This window comes from Pseudomonas sp. R37(2017) (genome assembly GCF_002113375.1).
In the GTDB taxonomy this organism is placed as follows: domain Bacteria; phylum Pseudomonadota; class Gammaproteobacteria; order Pseudomonadales; family Pseudomonadaceae; genus Aquipseudomonas.
Genome location: NZ_NEHO01000005.1, coordinates 44,964 through 61,410, shown reverse-complemented (window position 1 = coordinate 61,410; position 16,447 = coordinate 44,964). Strand labels below are relative to the sequence as shown.

General features: G+C 60.1%; 15 protein-coding genes. 4 read left to right on the top strand and 11 right to left on the bottom strand.

The genetic code is table 11. The features are described from left to right. Positions 1-3 precede the first annotated feature (3 nt). From CAG47_RS10370 to CAG47_RS10360, 3 genes are all read right to left on the bottom strand, one after another. Positions 4-1,350 carry an ATP-binding protein gene (locus CAG47_RS10370; protein WP_085724776.1) on the bottom strand — a complete coding sequence of 449 codons (1,347 nt, stop codon included), beginning with the start codon at positions 1,348-1,350 and terminating at the stop codon, positions 4-6. Further along, positions 1,347-2,024 carry a response regulator transcription factor gene (locus CAG47_RS10365; RefSeq protein ID WP_085724775.1) on the bottom strand — a complete coding sequence of 226 codons (678 nt, stop codon included), beginning with the start codon at positions 2,022-2,024 and terminating at the stop codon, positions 1,347-1,349. The genes CAG47_RS10370 and CAG47_RS10365 overlap by 4 nt, the downstream gene beginning before the upstream one ends. A 119-nt stretch (positions 2,025-2,143) precedes the next feature. Then, entirely contained in the window at positions 2,144-2,746 is a 603-nt protein-coding gene (locus CAG47_RS10360; RefSeq protein WP_085724774.1) for a hypothetical protein, read from the bottom strand. Positions 2,747-2,973: 227 nt separating this feature from the next. Here CAG47_RS10360 and CAG47_RS10355 point away from each other — a divergent pair, with 227 nt between their 5' ends. Beyond that, the gene (locus tag CAG47_RS10355; protein WP_218190675.1) at positions 2,974-3,699 is read left to right on the top strand and encodes a 4'-phosphopantetheinyl transferase; all 726 of its coding nucleotides are present in this window, start codon (positions 2,974-2,976) and stop codon (positions 3,697-3,699) included. 80 nt (positions 3,700-3,779) lie between these two features. Here the strand turns inward: CAG47_RS10355 and CAG47_RS10350 are convergent, their stop codons facing one another. Together CAG47_RS10350 and CAG47_RS10345 are read right to left on the bottom strand one after the other, a co-directional pair. After that, positions 3,780-5,390 carry an ATP-binding protein gene (locus CAG47_RS10350; RefSeq protein WP_085724772.1) on the bottom strand — a complete coding sequence of 537 codons (1,611 nt, stop codon included), beginning with the start codon at positions 5,388-5,390 and terminating at the stop codon, positions 3,780-3,782. Further along, entirely contained in the window at positions 5,387-6,109 is a 723-nt protein-coding gene (locus tag CAG47_RS10345; protein WP_085724771.1) for a response regulator, read from the bottom strand. The genes CAG47_RS10350 and CAG47_RS10345 overlap by 4 nt, the downstream gene beginning before the upstream one ends. A gap of 739 nt (positions 6,110-6,848) precedes the next feature. Here CAG47_RS10345 and CAG47_RS10340 point away from each other — a divergent pair. Next, complete coding sequence (locus CAG47_RS10340; RefSeq protein WP_085724770.1) at positions 6,849-9,743, top strand: ribonucleoside-diphosphate reductase subunit alpha; 2,895 nt, start codon at positions 6,849-6,851, stop codon at positions 9,741-9,743. 245 nt (positions 9,744-9,988) lie between these two features. Here the strand turns inward: CAG47_RS10340 and flgE are convergent, their stop codons facing one another. From flgE to CAG47_RS10310, 6 genes are all read right to left on the bottom strand, one after another. Next, complete coding sequence (flgE, locus tag CAG47_RS10335; protein ID WP_085724769.1) at positions 9,989-11,320, bottom strand: flagellar hook protein FlgE; 1,332 nt, start codon at positions 11,318-11,320, stop codon at positions 9,989-9,991. A gap of 31 nt (positions 11,321-11,351) precedes the next feature. After that, the gene (flgD, locus tag CAG47_RS10330) at positions 11,352-12,074 is read right to left on the bottom strand and encodes a flagellar hook assembly protein FlgD (protein ID WP_085724768.1); all 723 of its coding nucleotides are present in this window, start codon (positions 12,072-12,074) and stop codon (positions 11,352-11,354) included. A 15-nt stretch (positions 12,075-12,089) separates the two neighbouring features. Further along, a complete protein-coding gene (flgC, locus tag CAG47_RS10325) occupies positions 12,090-12,533 on the bottom strand; it encodes a flagellar basal body rod protein FlgC (protein ID WP_007980123.1) in 444 nt (147 codons plus the stop codon). Between the two features lie 3 nt (positions 12,534-12,536). After that, positions 12,537-12,944, bottom strand: a complete 408-nt coding sequence (flgB, locus tag CAG47_RS10320; RefSeq protein ID WP_085724767.1) for a flagellar basal body rod protein FlgB — start codon at positions 12,942-12,944, stop codon at positions 12,537-12,539. 363 nt (positions 12,945-13,307) lie between these two features. Next, complete coding sequence (gene cheR / locus CAG47_RS10315; RefSeq protein ID WP_007980127.1) at positions 13,308-14,135, bottom strand: protein-glutamate O-methyltransferase CheR; 828 nt, start codon at positions 14,133-14,135, stop codon at positions 13,308-13,310. A gap of 45 nt (positions 14,136-14,180) precedes the next feature. Further along, positions 14,181-15,113, bottom strand: a complete 933-nt coding sequence (locus CAG47_RS10310) for a chemotaxis protein CheV (protein ID WP_015096472.1) — start codon at positions 15,111-15,113, stop codon at positions 14,181-14,183. A gap of 78 nt (positions 15,114-15,191) precedes the next feature. Between CAG47_RS10310 and flgA the strand changes: the two genes are divergently transcribed. Then, a complete protein-coding gene (gene flgA / locus CAG47_RS10305; RefSeq protein WP_085724766.1) occupies positions 15,192-15,950 on the top strand; it encodes a flagellar basal body P-ring formation chaperone FlgA in 759 nt (252 codons plus the stop codon). Positions 15,951-16,117: 167 nt separating this feature from the next. Next, positions 16,118-16,444 (top strand): flagellar biosynthesis anti-sigma factor FlgM, encoded by a 327-nt coding sequence (gene flgM / locus CAG47_RS10300; RefSeq protein WP_085724765.1) that lies wholly within the window; start codon positions 16,118-16,120, stop codon positions 16,442-16,444. The last annotated feature ends 3 nt before the right edge of the window (positions 16,445-16,447 follow it).

The following is a 16,447-nucleotide window of genomic DNA, read 5'->3' as shown; positions in this document are numbered from 1 at the left end:
CGGTCAAACCACCGGAAAATGAATCCGGAACGCCGCACCGCCCATCGGTGAATCGCCCAGGGTCAGTTGGGCGCTGTAACTTTCGATGATGTCCTTGACCACCGCCAGGCCGATGCCCTGCCCTGGGTGCTGACGATCCAGACGCTCGCCGCGCTCGAGAATCCGTGCGCGCTGACCCGGAGGTACGCCAGGTCCGTCGTCTTCGACACACAACTCGGTGCCACCGAGGGTTTCACGCACGCTGATGCGTATTTCGCCCAGGCACAAGCGATAGGCGTTTTCCAGCAGGTTGCCCATCATCTCCAACAGAGCGCCCTGCTCGATCGGCACATAGCACGGGTCGGGCAGGTCGAACGCGACATGCACACGCTTGTCGCGATAGACCTTGTCCAGTGTGTCGCACAGACTTTTCAGCACCGGGTGCAAGCGCACCTGATGACGTACCAGACCGCTTTTGCGCAGGCTGGCACGCTGCAACTGGTAGCCGATCTGCTGGCTCATGCGTTCGATCTGGGCTTGCAGTACCCAGGCTTGATCGCGATCTTCGGGACGCTGGGCCATGTCTTCACTGACGCCTTGCAACACCGCCAGCGGTGTTTTCAGGCTATGGGCAAGGTCATCGAGGGAATCACGATAGCGACTGCGTTGCTCACGCTCACTGTGCAGCAAACGGTTGAGGGAACCGGTCAGGCGCAGCAATTCCCGTGGATGTTCTTCACTGAGGCTTTCGCGAGTACCACCTTCGATCTGGTCCAGTTCCTGACTCAAACGTCGCAATGCCTGCAACCCCCAGGTCAGACCGATCCACAGTAACGCCAACAGCACCAGCAGTGCCGCGCCAAAACCCAGATAGAGATTTTCCCGCAGGCCTTCGAGGGTCAGTTCGTACTCGCGAACCGGCTGCAGGGCAACGATGCTGAAGGCTGCACTCTTGCCACCGAGCAATTTGACCTCGACGTCGTAGACGAAGAACTCCTGGCCATTGGCTTCGCGGATCCGCGCAAACTCGTTGCCATGTCCGTCGTAGCGTGGCTTGTAATTGATGCGTTCTTCCTGGGTCGCCTTCGAACGCCAGACCAGACGCCCTTCACGGTCATAGATGTAGCCGAGCAATCGACTGTCGGTGAGGTTGAAGCGCTCGTCGGGCAATTGCGCCGGCATCTGCAGGCTGTTGTTCTCCACCCGGGCGGCAGAGATCAACGTGGTCACGTCCGATGCCAGACGCTGCTCAATGGAGTCCTGTAGCGCCAGGCTGAAGGCACCCTGCATTGCCGGCAGCAACGCCAGCATGAACAACACCGCCAACAGCGTGGCGGCGAGCATCAAGCGAACGCGCAGTGAACGGATCAAGTGCAACGCTCATTGAACAGGTAGCCCAGGCCGCGCACGGTGTCGATCGGCTTGAACCCGCCCGGCCCCTCCAGTTTGCGGCGCAGACGGCCGACCAGTACCTCGATCACATTCGGATCGCGCTCGTCGTCATCGGGGTAGAGCTGTTCCATCAAGCGGTCCTTGGGCACCACTTGCTGATGGTGGCGCATCAGGTATTCGAGAATGCGGTATTCGTACGCGGTCAGCGCCAATGGCTGGTCATCGAGGGACGCCTGCTTGCGATTCAGATCCAGCAGCAGGGGACCGGCGACGATGGTCGACTGGGTAAAACCACTGGAGCGACGCAACAACGCATTCAGGCGCGCCTCCAGTTCTTCGAACTGAAACGGCTTGACTACGTAATCGTCGGCACCGGCTGCCAGGCCTTCGACCTTGTCCTGCCAGTTACCCCGCGCGGTGAGGATCAGGATCGGGAAGGTTTTGCCACTTGAACGCAACTGGCGGATCAGGTCGAGCCCGCTCATGCCCGGCAGACCGAGATCGATCACCGCCAGGTCAAAGTTGAACTGGGTGGCCTGGTACAACGCCTCCTCGGCGTTGGCCACGGACTCGACCACGTGGCCGCTCTCCGTCAGGCGGGTTTTCAGGTGATGACGCAGCAACGCTTCATCTTCGACGACCAGCAGTTTCATAACGCTCTCCCGGGCAAATCAACATCTCCAGAGGCACAACGTCGCACCTCAATAGCTAACATGACAACGCCGGATCAGTCACTCGGACTGATCCGGCGCAGGCCGCTCACAAACGCTTGTCAGAAAGCGTAGTTGGCGGACAGGTAGGTCTGGGCGCTGCTGGTCAGGTCCAGTGAACCCTGCTTGCTGCCACCGCGCTCGCTCATCTCGGTGCTGGCGTTACTGCGCAGATAACGGTAACCCAGTTCAACCGAAGTGTTCTGCGAGACCTGTTGCAGCACACCCATCTGGCCACCGATGGCGTAGCCGATATCACTGTCGCGGCTGAAGCCTGAGGACTCCTGGGTCATTTTGGTCAGGCCAGCCGTGGCACCACCGAACAGCCTGGTGCTGCCACCTACCGGATAGAACAGATCGTAGCTGCCCAGGAGGTTTTCCTGACGCAGTTTAATGCCGTTGTGCGAGCCCGACACGTTGTCGTAAGTGGCGTAGTAGCGGCCCTTCGCGTTTTGCTGGCCCAGCCGAACACCCCAGGTGGTGTCCTTGCCAATCACGCCATCGGCGTTCGGGTGATTGAGGTTGTCGTTCAGAGCGTGGGATTTTTTGATCTTATCGCTGGTCTGTCCAAGCGTAAGGCTGGCGAAGTTGTCGTCGGACGCGAAAGCTGCGGTGCTCGCGCCCAGAACCGTGAATGCCAGTAGCAGTTTTTTGAATCCAGTCATTGGTGCGTTCCTCGTGTGCCGTTTGTTTTTGGGTACGAGGCAAGGTTACGTACCGCGCCCTGAACTCCCCCTGAACGCACTCTGAACCTGGGCTGAACCGCCCCCTTCCGGATGTTTCGACAAGCTTCAAAACGGCATACAACCCTGCGCCTGTTCTTCGCAGCCATTGCCAACGACCTGAAGCTTTACACTACCCAGCGTCAAGCCAACCCGGCAAAATGCCCGACATGAATCCAGCCCCAGCCCTGCCCGTCTGCTGCACGCCCCTCGACGACCATTGGCCGCTGCCGATTGCGCTGCCCGATACGGTCCTGTCGAGCACTCACTTCGATAGCGCCCGACTGGCCAGCGATGACTTTCTGCGCAGCGCAGTCGACATGCCGGCGAGCATTCAGCGCTCGGTGGCCAAACGGCAGGCGGAGTATCTCGCCGGGCGGGTGTGCGCCCGGGCCGCATTGCAGCGGCTCGAAGGTTTGAGCTTCATTCCGGCCATCGGTGAAGACCGGGCACCGGTCTGGCCTGCTCATATCACTGGCTCGATCACCCACAGCACCGGCCGGGCGGCAGCGATCGTGGCGAACAAAAGCCATTGGCGCGGCCTGGGCATGGACCTGGAAAACCTGCTCAATGCCGATCGGGCCGAGCGCCTGGCCGGTGAGATCCTCAACCCGCCGGAGCTACAGCGCATGGCGGCCGGTCCTCGCGATCAACTGGCATTGCTGGTCACCCTGACGTTCTCGGTCAAGGAAAGCCTGTTCAAGGCGCTCTATCCGATCGTTCAGCAACGTTTTTATTTCGAACACGCCGAAGTGCTGGAGTGGCGTGAGTCGGGCGAAGTGCGGTTGCGGCTGCTCACTGATTTGTCCAGCGAATGGTGCAACGGCACCGAGCTGGATGCGCAGTTCGGGGTCAAGGATGGGCAGTTGTTGAGTCTGGTCAGTATCAAGGCCTGAGGTTGATTGGCGCCTGTTTGGCCGCCATCGCGAGCAGGCTCGCTCCTACAGGGATTTGTGGCGAGACATGGATCCGAGACTCAACGCTTCTCCTGATTGCGCGGCCAGCTCAGGCTGAAGCACGCCCCGCCCAGGCTCTTGCTCTTGCCGATCAACGCGCGCCCGTCATGCCAATGGATGATGCGCCGCACAATGGACAGGCCTAACCCATGGCCTCCAGACGCGCGGGTACGGCTGTCGTCGAGACGCAGGAACGGCGTGAAGATCTTCTCCCACGCCGACTCCGGCACTCCAGGCCCGTCATCCTCGATATCCACTCGGCATCGTTGCTGCCCCACCTGATAGCTGATGGTCACCCGTGATTGCGCATGGCGCATGGCGTTGCTCACCAGGTTCTGGATCGCCCGATGCAGAAAGCGCGGCTCAGCCTCGACCCAAGCGTCGTCGTTATCGGCCGCCGACAGGCAGAGCCCGCGCTGCACCGTGACGTCGGCGCGCAACGGCGCCAGTTCCTCAATCACCTGATTGACCAAGGCATCCAGGTCGATTCGCTGAAAGTTCAGCGCCGGCGAGCCCTGCTCCAGCCGCGCATAGGTCAGCATCTCGTCCACCAGCCGGTCGAGGTCCTCGATGTCGTGGTCCATGCCCTGGCAGTATTTTTCCAGGGCTTGCGGCGTGGTCGCCGAACCTATCATTTCCAGGCCAAAGCGCAGGCGCGCCACCGGCGTGCGCAATTCATGGGACACCGCGCGCACCAGTTCGCGCTGGATCGCCAGCAACTGTTGCAAGTGCTCGGCCATGCCATTGAACGCCGAGGCCAACCGCCCCACCGAGTCCGCGCCACGCGCCGGCACGCGGGTCTCCAGGCTGCCCTTGGCAATGCGCGTGGCGGCGGCCTCGAGGCCACGCAAGCGGCGCTCCAGTTGACGCACCAACAGGTAAACGATCAATCCGATCAGCGTCAGGCCCAGCGCGGCGATCAGCACCAGCCACTCCGGTGGATACGGATTCATCTGATACAAGGGGCCGATTTCCAGGACCCACGGAGTGCCGACCATGCCGGCAAACACCCGGATCGAATCGCCCCCCTTGCCCAATGCCATCACGGTGTCGCCCTCGGACACCCGGCGGCTTTGGTCTTCGTCCATGTCGGCCTCGTCCACCGTGACCAGGCGCAGATCGAAGCCGAACCCCTTGTTTTCTTTCAATTGCGCCAGGCGCAATGGCTGATCGGCGACCGGGGCGCGTACCAGCTCATCGGTCAACAGGTAGATGGTCGCGCGAGCCAGTTGCTCACTGATCTGCTGCACCTCCCCGGTGAGCATCAGTTGTTCCTTGTCGCTGACCAGCTTGTAGACCTTCGCCGCGTGCGGTCCGGTCTGCTCCACCAATGCCTGGCCGTGCAACACACGGGTGCGCTGGGTCAGGTCGAGGTCAGTCTCGGCAAAGGTTTTCAGCGCCAGCGGAATGCCCAGCAACCGCTCCCACACCAGCAAGGCACGGTGGCGTTCGGTCTGGTTCATCGGTTGCAGGTTGTCGGCCATCAGCGAAAACGTGCCGTGGGCCAGGCGCTCGCGGTATTGCTCGCTGCGCACCTGATTGAGCATGTGCAACGCCAGCACGCCGAGCACCGCCACCAGAATCAACGCGGCGCACATGCCGCCATAGATACGCAGGAAGATCGAGTTCACAGGGTCTGGTCTACGCAAGCCTCGGGAACGAACAGATAGCCTTTGCTGCGCACGGTCTTGATCAGCCGTGGATGTTCCGGGTCATCGCCGATTTTCGGGCGGATGCGCGAGATGCGCACATCGATGGAGCGGTCCTGACCGTCATAACCGATACCCCGCAGCGCGGTGAAGATCTCCTCCCGGGACAGAATGCGCCCGGCATTGGCCACCAATAGCCAGAGCAAGTCGAACTCGGCGCTGGTCAGTTCGATGCCGGCCCCCTGCAACCAGGCTTCACGCAGGGCGTTGTCGACGATCAGCGGGCCGAACTGTAGACGCCGCTGTTTTTCCGGGGCGACTTCCGGTGTTTCACTGCGACGCAACAGGGCCTGGATGCGTGCCAGCAGCAAGCGCGGCCGCACCGGCTTGCACACGTAGTCGTCAGCGCCCAGGTCCAGGCCGAGAATCTGGTCAGTGTCATCGGTACGGGCGGTGAGCATCAGGATCGGGCCGTCGTAGCGTGAGCGGACCTTGCGGCAAATGCTCAGGCCGTCTTCGCCGGGGAGCATCAGGTCGAGAATCACCAGATCCGGTTGCTCCTTGATGATGCGGTTCGCAGCGAGGGCGCCATCCCCTTCGATCGATACGCGCAGGCCATTGGCTTCCAGGTAATCGCGGGTCAGTTCGGCCAGTCGCTGGTCGTCCTCCACTATCAATACCTGCCAGGCTTCTTGCTCCACGGGTGACCTCTGCTTGCCAAGAACACTAATAAAGAAGGATCCACCCGTCTTTTTGTAATGATTCGGGAGGATAAACATGTATACACGCTGGGCCGATTGTATAAACGCCGCCCGTCGAGAACACAAGCGGGTAAATGCGTTCGGACGACACGGTTTTTTGTGATAGGGTTCGCGCCCTTGAAAATCCGATCGAGCGTTTTCAATCGTAGAAAATCGCTGAAAAAAGGTCCGGTCCAGCAGCGTCGCGGCCTACACGCCGGTTCCCTCTTTCACACACAATTTACGCACAGGTTTATCCACAGGCAGTACGTTGCACCCCTACCTAAAACGCATTATCTTGTAGCTCTGCGCTAAAAAAACCCTAGATATAGGGTTTTGCGCGAAAAACCAAACACAAACCAGACACCAATTTCAAGCGCTTTTATTGCCTCTGTCCGGTTGAATCAAACGTATTTTCGAAAGACCAAACCGCCCATGCGGATGGCTACCGTGTTTCGGCCCCGAGTGGTGAAAACGGTACGGGTGTTGCAGTCCAAACTGTCACCTGCAAAGGACCCCGGTTTCAGGCCCAAGGCGTGAAACCAAAGACTTCGGCATGGAAGCGGCGCCCGATAAAGCCCCCTTCCTACTGTCCCGAAGTTGTTATGCCCGGCGTTCGCCGGTTGTAGTGCTTCTGGACGGAACGGTGGGCGCCGTGATGGTGCCCAAACAAACATAGAGAATGTGGAGACACTCCCCCATGCAAACCGACACAACTCGCGAGAACCCGCAGGGCACCTTGCCGCAGGCCGCTGATTCGAATTCGGATCTGTCCGCCACCGCGCCTGGCCAACTGCGCGTGATCAAGCGTAACGGCACTGTCGTTCCCTACACCGATGACAAAATCACCGTCGCCATCACCAAAGCGTTTCTCGCAGTTGAGGGCGGCACCGCTGCCGCCTCGTCGCGAATCCACGACACCGTTGCCCGCCTGACCGAACAGGTCACCGCGACCTTCAAGCGTCGCATGCCATCGGGCGGCACCATCCACATCGAAGAAATCCAGGACCAGGTCGAACTGGCCCTGATGCGTGCCGGCGAGCAGAAAGTGGCGCGCGACTACGTGATCTACCGTGATTCCCGTGCCAAGGAGCGCGCCGCGCACACCCCGGCCGAGGAAGCGGTCAACGCTCACCCGTCGATCCGCATCACCCGTGCCGACGGCAGCCTGGCGCCGCTGGACATGGGCCGCCTGAACACCATCGTCACCGAAGCGTGCGAAGGCCTGGAAGAAGTCGACGGCGACCTGATCCAGCGCGAGACCCTGAAGAACCTGTACGACGGCGTGGCCCTGAATGACGTCAACACCGCCCTGGTGATGACTGCCCGTACCCTGGTTGAACGCGAGCCGAACTACTCGTTCGTGACCGCGCGCCTGCTGATGGACACCCTGCGTGCCGAAGGCCTGGGTTTCCTCGGCGTTGCCGAGAGCGCCACTCACCACGAAATGGCCGACCTGTACGCCAAGGCCCTGCCTGCCTACATCGCCAAGGGTGTGGAGTACGAGCTGCTGAACCCTGAGCTGGCCAGCTTCGACCTGGAAAAACTGGGCAAGGCGATCAACCACGAGCGCGACCAGCAGTTCACCTACCTGGGCCTGCAGACCCTGTACGACCGTTACTTCATCCACAAGGATGGCGTGCGTTTCGAACTGCCGCAGATCTTCTTCATGCGCGTGGCCATGGGCCTGGCGATCGAAGAAAAAGACCGCGAAGCCCGCGCGATCGAGTTCTACAACCTGCTGTCGTCCTTCGACTACATGGCTTCGACCCCGACCCTGTTCAACGCCGGTACCCTGCGTCCACAACTGTCGAGCTGCTACCTGACCACCGTGCCGGATGACCTGTCGGGCATCTACCACGCGATCCACGACAACGCCATGCTGTCGAAATTCGCTGGCGGCCTGGGCAACGACTGGACGCCGGTTCGTGCGCTGGGTTCGTACATCAAGGGCACCAACGGCAAGTCCCAGGGCGTCGTGCCGTTCCTGAAAGTAGTGAACGACACCGCCGTTGCCGTTAACCAGGGCGGCAAGCGCAAAGGCGCTGTCTGTGCCTACCTGGAAACCTGGCACATGGACATCGAAGAGTTCATCGAACTGCGCAAGAACACCGGTGACGACCGCCGTCGTACCCACGACATGAACACCGCCAACTGGATCCCTGACCTGTTCATGAAGCGCGTCTTCGATGACGGCAAGTGGACCCTGTTCTCGCCATCCGAAGTACCGGACCTGCACGACCTGACCGGCAAGGCCTTCGAAGAGCGCTACGAGTACTACGAAGCCCTGACCGAGTACCCGGGCAAGGTCAAGCTGTTCAAGACCATCCAGGCCAAAGACCTGTGGCGCAAAATGCTGTCCATGCTGTTCGAAACCGGCCACCCATGGCTGACTTTCAAAGACCCGTGCAACCTGCGCAGCCCGCAGCAGCACGTCGGCGTGGTCCACAGCTCGAACCTGTGCACCGAGATCACCTTGAACACCAACAAGGACGAGATCGCCGTTTGCAACCTGGGCTCGATCAACCTGCCGAACCACATCGTCGACGGCAAGCTGGACAGCGCCAAGCTGCAACGCACCGTGAACACCGCCGTGCGCATGCTCGATAACGTGATCGACATCAACTACTACTCGGTGCCGCAAGCGAAGAACTCCAACTTCAAGCACCGTCCGGTCGGCCTGGGCATCATGGGCTTCCAGGACGCGCTGTACCTGCAGCACATCCCTTACGGTTCCGACGCCGCCGTCGAGTTCGCCGACAAGTCGATGGAAGCGGTCAGCTACTACGCAATCCAGGCGTCCTGCGACCTGGCCGATGAGCGTGGCGCCTACGACACCTTCCAGGGTTCGCTGTGGTCCAAGGGCATCCTGCCGCTGGATTCGCAACAGATCCTGATCGAAGCCCGTGGCCAGAAGTACATCGATGTCGACCTGAACGAATCCCTGGACTGGGCACCGGTTCGCGCCCGGGTACAGAAAGGCATCCGTAACTCGAACATCATGGCCATCGCACCGACCGCGACCATCGCCAACATCACCGGCGTCTCGCAGTCGATCGAACCGACCTACCAGAACCTGTATGTGAAATCGAACCTGTCGGGCGAATTCACCGTGATCAACCCGTACCTGGTTCGCGACCTGAAGGCTCGCGGTCTGTGGGACTCGGTCATGATCAACGACCTGAAGTACTACGACGGTTCGGTGCAGCAGATCGAGCGCATCCCACAAGAACTCAAGGCCCTCTACGCCACTGCGTTCGAAGTGGACACCAAGTGGATCGTTGACGCGGCCAGCCGTCGTCAGAAGTGGATCGACCAGGCACAGTCGCTGAACCTGTACATCGCCGGCGCATCGGGCAAGAAGCTCGACGTGACCTACCGCATGGCCTGGTACCGTGGCCTGAAAACCACTTACTACCTCCGCGCCCTGGCCGCGACCAGCACCGAGAAGTCGACCATCAACACCGGCAAGCTGAACGCTGTTTCCAGCGGCGGCAACCACGGTGAAGATTCGGTCCTGGCAGCGCCCGCCGGCCCTGCTCCAGTGCCGAAGGCTTGCGCCATCGACGAGCCGGATTGCGAAGCTTGCCAATAAGCTGAGCCGGTAAGCGTCGCAAGGCGCTTACTCGAAACCCCCGATCAGCCTCTGGCGGGTCGGGGGTTTTCTTTTGCCTGCCTGCAGGAGCGAGCATGCTCGCGATGGCGGCACAGGCACCGCGGGGTGTCAGACAGCCAGCGTCATCGTTGACGACCATCACGAGCATGCTCGCACCTACAGGTTTTCGGCGAACACAAAAAAGCCCCTCTTTCGAGGGGCTCCTTGCACAGCGCTGTCCAGCATCAAGTCATCTGAATGATGGTCTGCATGATGGTGCTCTCGGTGGAGATAGTCTTGGCGTTCGCCTGGTAGTTGCTCTGCCCCTTGATCAAATCGACCAGTTCGTTGGTCAGGTTGACGTTGGACTCTTCCAGAGAGTTGGAAACGATCGAACCCAGGGTGCCAGTCTCTGGCGCGTCGTAACCCGGGATGCCCGACGTGTAGGTCTCTTTCCAGCTCGTGCCGCCTACCGGCTGCAGGCCTTGCTCGTTGGTGAAGCTGGCCAGGGAAATCTGGCCGATCGGCTTGGTCTGGTTGTTGCTGAAGTTGGCCAACAGCACACCGCTGCCGTCGATGGTCAGGTTGGTGATCTGGCCAGTGGCATAACCGTTCTGCGATGGAATCGAACGCGCACTGTCGGCGTTGAACTGGGTGGTATTGGCCATGGCGATGGTCAATCCAGCCGGATCGGCGGAAGCGCCGTTGGCGGTCCAGACGCCATTGGTGACACTGCCCGGGGTCCAGTTGGTGATTTTCAGGTCACTGCTGACCACCGAAGTCGGAGGCGTGGTTGGCGGCGTCACGGGTGTACTGACCGAAGTCAGTTTGCCGGTGGAGTCGAACGACATGGTCGATGCAATTGGATCGGTAACGGTAGGATCACTGCCATCGGGGTTGCGACCATCGATCAGCGTGTAGGTATCCCAGGTGTTCGCTCCCGTCTTGACCATGTATTGATCCATGGTGTGCTGGTTACCCTGGGTATCGAAAACCGGGGTACTGAACGACTTGGTAAAGGTCGCGGTCTTGGACGGATCGAACTTGTTGGCCGCAACCGTCTGGTCGATCACCGGCGACGTGGAGTTCAGGTTGATCGTCGAGGACACGCTGCTGGTGGACTTCGGCGCCAGGTTGGAGGTGTCGATCCGCAGGTCGGTCAACACGCCGTTGACGATCTTGCCGCTGGAGTCCACACCGTAACCTTGCAGACGGGAAGTACCGTCGCTATTGGTGACGTAGCCGTCCTTGTCGGTCTTGAACGTACCGGCACGGGTGTAGGTCAGCGAACCGTTGTTGCTCAGGACAAAGAAACCGTTGCCCTGGATACCCATGTCGAGCACGTTGCCGGTGTTGTTCACGTCACCCTGGCCGAACTGCTGGGAAACGTTGGCCAGGCGCACGCCGTTGCCGACGGTCTTGCTGCCGGTACCCAGGCGGGTCGCCGAGTACACGTCTTCGAATTCTGCACGGGACGACTTGAAACCGGTGGTCGCGACGTTGGCGATGTTGTTGCCGGTAACGTCCAGTTGTTTGTTGGCTGCAAAGAGACCGCTAAGGCCGATATTGAAAGACATCATCCACTCCTTTATGCCGGGTTAGTCGGCTTTACATACCAATGGTTTGTACTTTGGACAGGGCAACGCTGCCCAGCCCGGCCAGATTGAGCATCAACTCACCACCGGTCTGGCTGATGGTCACGCTGTTGACGGTCGCGGGCAGATTGGTGATCAACGCGACGGACTTGCCATCGATGGTGGTCGTGGCGCCGAAGGTGTAGGTGCCGGCAGGCACCGTCTCACCCGCATCGTTCTTGCCGTCCCAGATGAAGCTGGCGTTGCCGGCCTTCTGCGAACCGAGGTCGATGGTGCGCACGGTCTTGCCGCTCGAATCGGTGATCTTCAGGGTGGCGGACGCCACCGAAGACGGAACCACCACCGTCCCGCTGAGGCTCTTGGTGGTATCGACCACGGCCTTGTCACCTGGCGCGATGACCGAACGCCCCACCAGCGACGACGCTTGCAAGGCCTGGGACGAGTTGTAGTTGCTGGCCAGGCCGCTCACGGTGTCGTTGAGCGTGGTAATGCCTTCCAGGCTGCTGAACTGCGCCAGCTGTGCCACGAATGCACCGTTGTCCTGAGGCTCCAGCGGGTTCTGGTTTTTCAACTGGGTCACCAGCAACTGCAGGAACGCATCCTTGCCCAGGGCCTGGTTGCCCGAGGCGCTGCCGGCTGCCGACGCGAGGCCGTCAGTGGTGGTATTGGTCTTGATCGACGAGTTGGCCAGGATGTCGTTGAGGCTCAAGCCACTGGTGGAATCGGTAACACTCATCTGAGTCGCCCCTTATCACTGACCGAGGGTCAGAACCTTTTGCATCATGGTTTTGGCGGTGTTCATCATTTCGGCGTTGGTCTGGAACGAACGGCTCGCGGAAATCATGTCGGCCATTTCTTCGACCACGTTGACGTTCGGGTAGTAGACGTAGCCTTTGGCATCGGCCGCCGGATGGTTCGGCTCGTAGCGCGCCTCGAGGTTGCTCTGGTCTTCGACCACGCCCAGCACCTGCACGCCCTGACCGGCAGCGTCCTGACTCTGGAACAGCGAATCGCTGCCGCCGCTCTGACCGCCCTGGAACATGGTGGCGAATACCGGATGGCGCGCGCGGTAGGTCTGATCGATGCTCGACGAGACCGTCTCGGCGTTGGCGATGTTCGAAGCGACGGTGTTCAAACGCGTGGTCTGCGCACTCATGCCGCTACCGGCAATGTTGAAAACACTGGATAGAGACATGGCTTACTCTCCGCGCAGGGCTGATACCAGCCCTTTGAATTTGCTGTTGAGCAGGGTGAAGCTGGCCTGGAAGCCGATTGCGTTTTCCGCGTAGTTCGACTGTTCCAACTGAGCGTCCACGGTGTTCTGGTCGATCGACGGTTGCATCGGCGTGCGATACAGCAACGACTCGTCGCCATTGCCCAGGCCTTCAGCCTCGATATGACGGCTGTTGGTCATGTTCAAGGCGAAGGTGCCGCTCCTGGTTTTCTCGTTCTGCTCGGCGAGCACTTTCGAGAAGTCCAGATCCCGAGCCTTGTAGTTCGGGGTATCGGCGTTGGCGATGTTGTTGGCCAGGACTTCGGCACGCTGGGCGCGGAAGCCCAGGGCTTGTTCGTGGATACCGAGCGCTTTATCGAAGCTGATGCTCATGTCGGGAAACCTTCGGGTGACCTGATTTTCGTAGGATCAAGTTAGCAAGCCCCATGCCAATTCAGAAAACCCCGGAAACCGGGGCTTTGCCGGCCATGGCAACGGGGCAATGCCAGAAAAGCGGCAACGGTTTTCCGCCGCCTGCCGCTTTTCTGCCGCTTGCCAGGCTTTCCGGGACACCACCAACCCCTGTGGGAGCGGGCTTGCCCGCGAAGGCGTCGTGTCAGTCGGCAACTACTTTTCTGATCCACCGCTTTCGCGGGCAAGCCCGCTCCCACAGTGAATACAGTGCCGGCAAGAAATCATCAGGCAGAAAAAAACGGGAGCCCCCGAGGGCTCCCGTTCTTGATGACGCCGGAAAAATCACTTCGCCTGGTAAATGATTCCCGGGCTGCACTGGACCATCTGGTAATGATCAGGCAAACCGTTCAGTGCCTCGGAAGCACCAAGGAACAGGTAACCGCCCGGTTTCAACGTGCTGTGGATGCGCAACAGGATGTCCTTCTTCACCTCGGCGGAGAAGTAGATCAACACGTTGCGGCAGAACACGATGTCGAACTTGCCGAGGCTCGCGTAGCTGTCCAGCAGGTTGAAGGAGCGGAATTCCACCCGGCTCTTGATCGGCGCCTTGATCGCCCAGCGCCCCGGCCCTTTCGGATCGAAATAACGCTGCAGGCGCTCGGGCGACAGGCCGCGACCGATGGCCAGGCTGTCGTACTCGCCGGTCTTGCAGTTGTTCAGCATGGTGCCGGACAGGTCGGTGGCAACGATCTGCACGCCCATCCTCAACTGGCCCATGTTGACCCGCTCGAACTCGTCGATGGACATCGACAGAGAATAGGGTTCCTGGCCCGACGAGCACGCCGCCGACCAGATGCGCAGGCGCTGGCCGGGACTGGCCTTGATCGCTTCGGGCAGTACCTTGTTCTTCAAGACTTCAAACGGGTAGGTATCACGAAACCACAGGGTTTCGTTGGTGGTCATGGCGTCCACCACCTGCTCGCGCAAACCGCTGCGCGGCTGGGTCTGCATGCGCTGAACCAGCTCGCCCAAAGACTTGATACCTTGCTGTTCCATCAGTTTGTTGAGACGGCTGGAGACCAGGTACTGCTTGTTTTCACCGAGCAAAATGCCACAGGCTTTTTCCAGGAATACCCGGAACTGTTCGAAATCCAAATTACCCGTAGACAATGATGCCGCCTCTATAAATCGTGTTGACTGCCAGGGCGCAGGCCCCTAGCTGATATCTGCAGCCTTGATCCGGTCGACTACCCGGGATGCCAGGTCATCAGGACGGAATTTGGCCAGGAAGTCATCGGCACCGACCTTCTTGACCATCGCCTGATTGAATACCCCCGACAACGAAGTATGCAGGATGATATGAAGCTTTTGCATGCGCGGGTCGTTGCGGATTTCCGCCGTCAGGGTGTACCCGTCCATCTCCGGCATCTCGATGTCGGAGATCATCATCAGGAACTCTTCTTCCGGCTTCTTGCCCTCGTCGACCAGTTTGCGCAGGTAGTCCAGCGCTTGCCGACCGTCGTTCAACGCCACCACTTCGACGCCCACCGTTTGCAGGCAGCGCGTGACCTGCTTGCGCGCCACCGACGAGTCATCGACCGTCAGCACACGCAACGAAAGCGCCTTGTGCTGGGTTTCGACATCCACCACGCCGACGGAAATCGCCTCCGGCGTCGGCGCCACTTCCGCCAGCACCTTCTCGACGTCGATGATTTCGACCAACTGATTGTCGACCCGCGTCACCGCCGTCAGGTAGTGATCGCGTCCGGTCCCCTTGGGTGGCGGATGGATCTCCTCCCAGTTCATGTTGACGATGCGCTCCACCGAGCGGACCAGGAAACCCTGGGTCTTGGTGTTGTACTCCGTGATGATCACGAAGGGATTGTTCTTGTCCTTCAAAGCACCGGAGCCGGTCGCCATCGCCAGATCAAGGATCGGAATGGTCGCCCCCCGGATGTTCGCCACGCCGCACACGACTGGACTGGACTTGGGCATCAGCGTCAGTTGGGGGCATTGCAGCACCTCCCGAACCTTGAAGACGTTGATCCCGTAAAGCTGCTGGCCGTCGAGACGGAACAACAACAGCTCAAGGCGATTCTGCCCTACCAGTTGCGTGCGCTGGTTTACCGAATCCATTACACCAGCCATGCCCAGACTCCTAACGCCAAGTGTTGTTGCGACGCACCTTCATCACTAAACGGCACGGCGCTTGCTTTTTTAATCGTTATGAACACAGAACCGACATTTTTCCGACGCCTGACCACACCGTACCGTAAATTCCTCGGTGTGCTGGCGGCTGTTTGCCTGTTCAACACTGGCAGCCCTGCCCTTGCTGACGCGGTTACCTTGCCTGACATGCTTATCGGCGTCACTCAGGGCTTTCTTGAATTCACCGTAGAAGACTATCTGGCGACCAGTCAAACGGAAGGTCGCTACGAGATCCAGGTCAACCAACTGGATCCGCGCATGCACATGCCCATGTGCGACAGGGAATTGACAGCAACGCTTGAGAGCCCCAAGCCGATCGGACGCGTCACCGTGAAGGTCCGTTGCGAGGGGGCCTCCCCCTGGACCGTGTTCGTACCCGCTCAAGTCCGCCTGTTTCGCGATGTCGTGAGCAGCGCCCGGCCACTGCGTCGCGCCGCCATTGTCGAGCCGGAGGATGTCGTGCTGCGCGAGCGCGATATCAGTCTGATCAGCCAGGGCTACCTGACTTCCCTCGACCAGGCGATCGGGCAGCGACTGACCCGACCAATGGTTGCCGACCAGGTGATGACCCTGGTGCATATCGAACAGGCCGAGGTCATCCGCAAGGGTGATCAGGTGGTGATTACCGCCCGCAGCGGTACGCTCAGCGTGCGAATGCCGGGCGAAGCCCTGTCGAACGGCAGCCTGAGCGAACAGATCCGGGTGAAGAATCTCAACTCCCAACGGGTCATCAAGGCGCAGGTCATGGCGCCAGGGCAGGTGGAAGTGTCCATGTAAGGCTCTCTGTTCATCGGAATGTGGCGCTGGCCGCGGCGGTTCCCTAGACTGTGCTCCATGCAGGGCAAGCGCTGGCGCGCGCAAGGTTCATTGATAAATGAGCCTAAAGTTTTCCAGGGAATGGCCGAAACCATGGCAAGCGTCCAAATTCCCAGAGGTTTTTTATCATGGTCATCGACTTCAGCCGTTTGAACAGCTCCTCGCCCCTTACGGGCAGTACACGTACCAGCGCCAGCAAGGACAGCGCCGAAACCGGCACATCCGCGCCGCTGGAGTCCGCGGCCGAACAGGCCGGCACCGTCAAAAGCGGGGAATCGGTACATCTCAGTGATGAGGCTCAACAGTTGCAGAAGGTCAATGACAAGCTGCGCGATCAGCCCGCCATCGATAAAGCCCGCGTGGCCGAGTTGAAAGCAGCGATTGCCGATGGCAGCTATAAAGTCGACAGCAACCGTGTAGCCAGCAAACTGCTCAACTTCGAAGCCCAGCGCTAGGCT

What these genes read in the sequence shown, in the direction of transcription:
- CAG47_RS10360 (WP_085724774.1), bottom strand. Translation starts at nt 2,746, where the DNA reads ATGACTGGATTCAAAAAACTGCTACTGGCATTCACGGTTCTGGGCGCG.
- CAG47_RS10310 (WP_015096472.1), bottom strand. Translation starts at nt 15,113, where the DNA reads ATGGCTGGTGTAATGGATTCGGTAAACCAGCGCACGCAACTGGTAGGG.
- flgD (WP_085724768.1), bottom strand. Translation starts at nt 12,074, where the DNA reads ATGAGTGTTACCGATTCCACCAGTGGCTTGAGCCTCAACGACATCCTG.
- flgC (WP_007980123.1), bottom strand. Translation starts at nt 12,533, where the DNA reads ATGTCTCTATCCAGTGTTTTCAACATTGCCGGTAGCGGCATGAGTGCG.
- flgE (WP_085724769.1), bottom strand. Translation starts at nt 11,320, where the DNA reads ATGTCTTTCAATATCGGCCTTAGCGGTCTCTTTGCAGCCAACAAACAA.
- CAG47_RS10340 (WP_085724770.1), top strand. Translation starts at nt 6,849, where the DNA reads ATGCAAACCGACACAACTCGCGAGAACCCGCAGGGCACCTTGCCGCAG.
- flgA (WP_085724766.1), top strand. Translation starts at nt 15,192, where the DNA reads ATGAACACAGAACCGACATTTTTCCGACGCCTGACCACACCGTACCGT.
- CAG47_RS10365 (WP_085724775.1), bottom strand. Translation starts at nt 2,024, where the DNA reads ATGAAACTGCTGGTCGTCGAAGATGAAGCGTTGCTGCGTCATCACCTG.
- CAG47_RS10355 (WP_218190675.1), top strand. Translation starts at nt 2,974, where the DNA reads ATGAATCCAGCCCCAGCCCTGCCCGTCTGCTGCACGCCCCTCGACGAC.
- flgB (WP_085724767.1), bottom strand. Translation starts at nt 12,944, where the DNA reads ATGAGCATCAGCTTCGATAAAGCGCTCGGTATCCACGAACAAGCCCTG.
- flgM (WP_085724765.1), top strand. Translation starts at nt 16,118, where the DNA reads ATGGTCATCGACTTCAGCCGTTTGAACAGCTCCTCGCCCCTTACGGGC.